Origin of the sequence: Paraburkholderia humisilvae, from assembly GCF_902859855.1 — a bacterium.
GTDB lineage: Bacteria > Pseudomonadota > Gammaproteobacteria > Burkholderiales > Burkholderiaceae > Paraburkholderia > Paraburkholderia humisilvae.
The window spans coordinates 1-3,549 of the sequence record NZ_CADIKH010000207.1 but is presented as its reverse complement, the minus strand read 5'-3'; the positions used below and the strand labels follow the sequence as shown (position 1 = coordinate 3,549).

Annotated in this window: 2 protein-coding genes and 1 pseudogene; 2 read left to right on the top strand and 1 reads right to left on the bottom strand. The window is 56.9% G+C overall.

The features are described 5' to 3' along the window. Positions 1-111 (bottom strand): annotated as a pseudogene (locus HV796_RS40805) (IS6 family transposase); the annotation flags it as partial. A gap of 1,173 nt (positions 112-1,284) precedes the next feature. Here HV796_RS40805 and HV796_RS40800 point away from each other — a divergent pair. Beyond that, positions 1,285-1,620 carry a transposase gene (locus HV796_RS40800; protein WP_175233356.1) on the top strand — a complete coding sequence of 112 codons (336 nt, stop codon included), beginning with the start codon at positions 1,285-1,287 and terminating at the stop codon, positions 1,618-1,620. A 284-nt stretch (positions 1,621-1,904) separates the two neighbouring features. Further along, positions 1,905-3,128, top strand: coding sequence for an MFS transporter (locus HV796_RS40795; RefSeq protein WP_175233355.1), 1,224 nt, complete (start codon positions 1,905-1,907; stop codon positions 3,126-3,128). Positions 3,129-3,549 lie beyond the last annotated feature (421 nt).

Genomic DNA, 3,549 nt, shown 5'->3' with positions numbered 1-3,549 from the left:
ATACCAGCGCACACACAGCACAATCACCTCCAATGGATAGTGCAGTCGCTTCAGTACCTTGCCAATGCCCGCAGGCAGTGCCTTGCCTGGCGTCTTCGTCTTTGCCATCATCTTCGTCATGCGTTACGATCCGGCCGATTCTACTTCACCGCGTTAATGCGACAGAGCCAGCGAGATAATTCCAGGCGCGCAATTCGGGATGGATGGCCTTGCGGTTTAGGATTGTTGGCCTTGATTCATTCCCGGCACCACAATTCGTTACGGATGTGATATTAAAAATATGTACTTATCCATAACTGTTTTATATGCAATGCGCGATTGTTTGGTAGTGGTTCTGTTCCGCTAGGGGTGTATTGGATGTGGCGGCATATTCTGAGAAAGATGACCTGGATGACGATAGATGGACCGATATTAATATTAATAGAGAAAATAACATGCCATTCGGCGATACAGGGCATGATTATGTGTAACTATATTGAGCCCGGATGATAAAATGTGCGCGCTTGGCAAGCGGATATCACAAAATCTCTTTTATTTTTTTGTAGTCAAAATATTAATGCATCATACTAAAAATTTCAATAAAATTTCCAGCATTTGAGTGTGTGCGAGTAATGGGTTGTTGCATTAATCGGACGGGAACGCGCCGGGCTGACGTTTGCGCACAACAGCCAGTCCGGTGCCCCGTTAACAATTCGGATTACTGTGTAGATTACCGATTTTGTGCCTCGGGACGATAAGTGGACCTGGTAAAACCGTTTGAGGGTGTAGGATGAAGTGTGTGGTTGTTCTGAAGGCGGCCGAGGAACTGACGTTGCGGCAGACGTCGATCAATCACCGTTATGGATGCACGCACACGCGCGGCGGGCGTGCTGATGCTCGGGCGGGGCCTTAAGGCCCGTGCCATTGCGGCCCAGTGGGTATGAGTGGGCAGAGCGCTTAACTGGCGCACGCATGGCGCGAGCGGGGCATATGGGCTTGATGCGCACACATAACGGCGGCCGGCATGCGCTGCTGACCGAAGCCCAGATCGCCGTGGCTCTTGAGATCGCCCGCGCCGAACCACTGACTCCGGGTGGCATCGCTCGGCGCGTGAAGCCGCACTCAACGAGCCGTTGCTCTGCACGGTCGAAACGCTCGGCGAAGCGCTCAAGGGCAACGTTTTTTCGTTCAGGCGTAGTCGCTACTCGCTCAAAAAAGAGCGCGGCAAGGAGGCATTCGCAATGAAACAGGACACACTCGGGAAACTCCGGCGGGCCGCACGCGAGGACGCCGTACGGTTGCTGTATCTCGGGCTTTCATGGATCGCCGCCGGTTCAGCGTAGCTGGTCACCACGAGGCTTGCCGCATCAGGTCGAACCGAACCATCACTGCCGGCGCGGCGTAATGGGCGCACTGGACTTCGGCGAGAACACGCCGATCCACGCGACGCATACCGGCACAATGAAAGCCCTCGATGTCGAGCGCCTCATCGACAGTATGCTCACCACTGGCAACGGTTTGCCCACAGTGATCGTTCCGGACAAAGCCAGCGTCCATCACGGTATCAGCGAGGCGACACGCCAACGTTGGCTGCTCGAACGTAAGGTCATCCTGTTTTACCTGCCTGCCTGTAGCCCCTAACTCAACGTGATCGGGATTGTCTGGCGGCAACTGAGTACCGGTGGCGTCGAGCCCTCAGTTGGACGCCCGAGACTATCGACGCTGAACTCGCTGCACTGCTAAAAAGATATCGCATCGATTTTCAAATCAATTTTTCTTGAACATTTACCACTGGAATAACGCCGCAATTACATGCGGACACTTAATCGTGGGCGTACACTCGTCCTGTGTCCGCGCCACGGGGAACGCGGGATGCTCAACGCTCAACACACAAAGTGACAACCAGAAAGAGGAGAACAAAGACGATGAGCTGGACCCGCGAACAAAGAAACGTCACGATCGCCGCCTATCTCGGCTGGACACTCGACGCGTTCGATTTCTTCTTAATGGTCTTCATTCTGAAAGATATCGCCGCCGAATTTAATACGGGAATCCCGGAAGTCGCGTTCGCGATTACGCTGACGCTCGCGATGCGCCCGGTCGGCGCGCTGATCTTCGGCAGGCTCGCCGACAAGTTCGGCCGCCGCCCGACGCTCATGATCAACATCGCGTGCTACTCGCTACTCGAGCTGTTGTCCGGCTTCTCGCCGAACCTGGCAACGCTGATCGTGCTCCGCGCGCTGTTCGGCATCGCAATGGGCGGCGAATGGGGCGTCGGCTCCGCGCTGACGATGGAAACGGTGCCCACGAAGTCGCGCGGTTTCGTGTCCGGCCTGCTGCAAGCGGGCTACCCAAGCGGCTATCTGCTTGCATCGATCGTGTTCGGCGTGCTGTACCAGTACATTGGCTGGCGCGGCATGTTCTTCGTCGGCGTCGTGCCGGCACTGCTCGTGCTGTACGTGCGCTCGAACGTGCCCGAATCGCCGGCGTGGGTCGCGATGGAAAAGAAGCCACGCCCCAGCCTGCTCGCCACGCTCAAACGCAACTGGGTGCTATCGATCTACGCGATCATCCTGATGACCGCGTTCAACTTCTTCTCGCACGGCACGCAGGATCTGTATCCGACCTTCCTGCGCGAACAGCACCATTTCGATCCGCATACCGTGTCACTGATCACAATCACGCTGAACATCGGTGCAATTGTCGGTGGCCTGCTGTTCGGTTCGATCTCGGAGAAAATCGGCCGTCGCCGCGCGATCTGCATCGCCGCGCTCATCGCGCTGCCGGTGCTGCCGCTGTGGGCGTTTTCGACGACTTCGGTCATGCTCGCGATCGGCGCGTTTCTGATGCAGATTTCCGTGCAGGGCGCGTGGGGCGTGATTCCAGTGCATCTGAACGAAATCTCGCCTGACGAGATTCGCGCGACCTTCCCCGGCCTCGTGTACCAGTTGGGCAACCTGCTCGCATCGGTCAACGCGACGCTGCAAGCGTCGTTCGCTGTCGCGAACAACAATAACTATGCGCTCGCGATGGCGGTCGTCGCCGGCACCGTGGCCGTCGTAATTGCGGTGCTGATCCTGTTCAGCCGCGAACGGCGCGGCATCGACATGACGCAGTCCGCCGAGCAGATCGTCGCGACAACCCGGTAAACGCGGCGCCAGACTCCGCTTCTTCTGTTCTGTTGCCTCGAGGCCGTGCCGATCCGATCGGCACGGCCTTTTTCATGTGCGCCCAGCATGGGCGCAATCTTGCGGGTGCGAGTCCCGCCATGAGTTGACCACAGCGAATGAAGCGAAGCGCAACTGCGAGAGGGAGAGATGGCGCCGGAAATTCGGACAGGCCGGTAAGTGGAACGGTGAGGTTGACCCGCGAAAACGGACACCTATCCTTTTGAACAGAAGGAGGAGTGTCGAAATGGGCAAGCATCGTATCGCGGGCGGATTCAACCGGTCGTCGCAACACTATTGAGTTTCCCATAAAACATGACAACCGATTCGATGCTGGCGCGTTATATCTCTAACGGATTGAATGGAGATACGCGCCATGGCAAAGAAGCCGTTGGACGAGGCA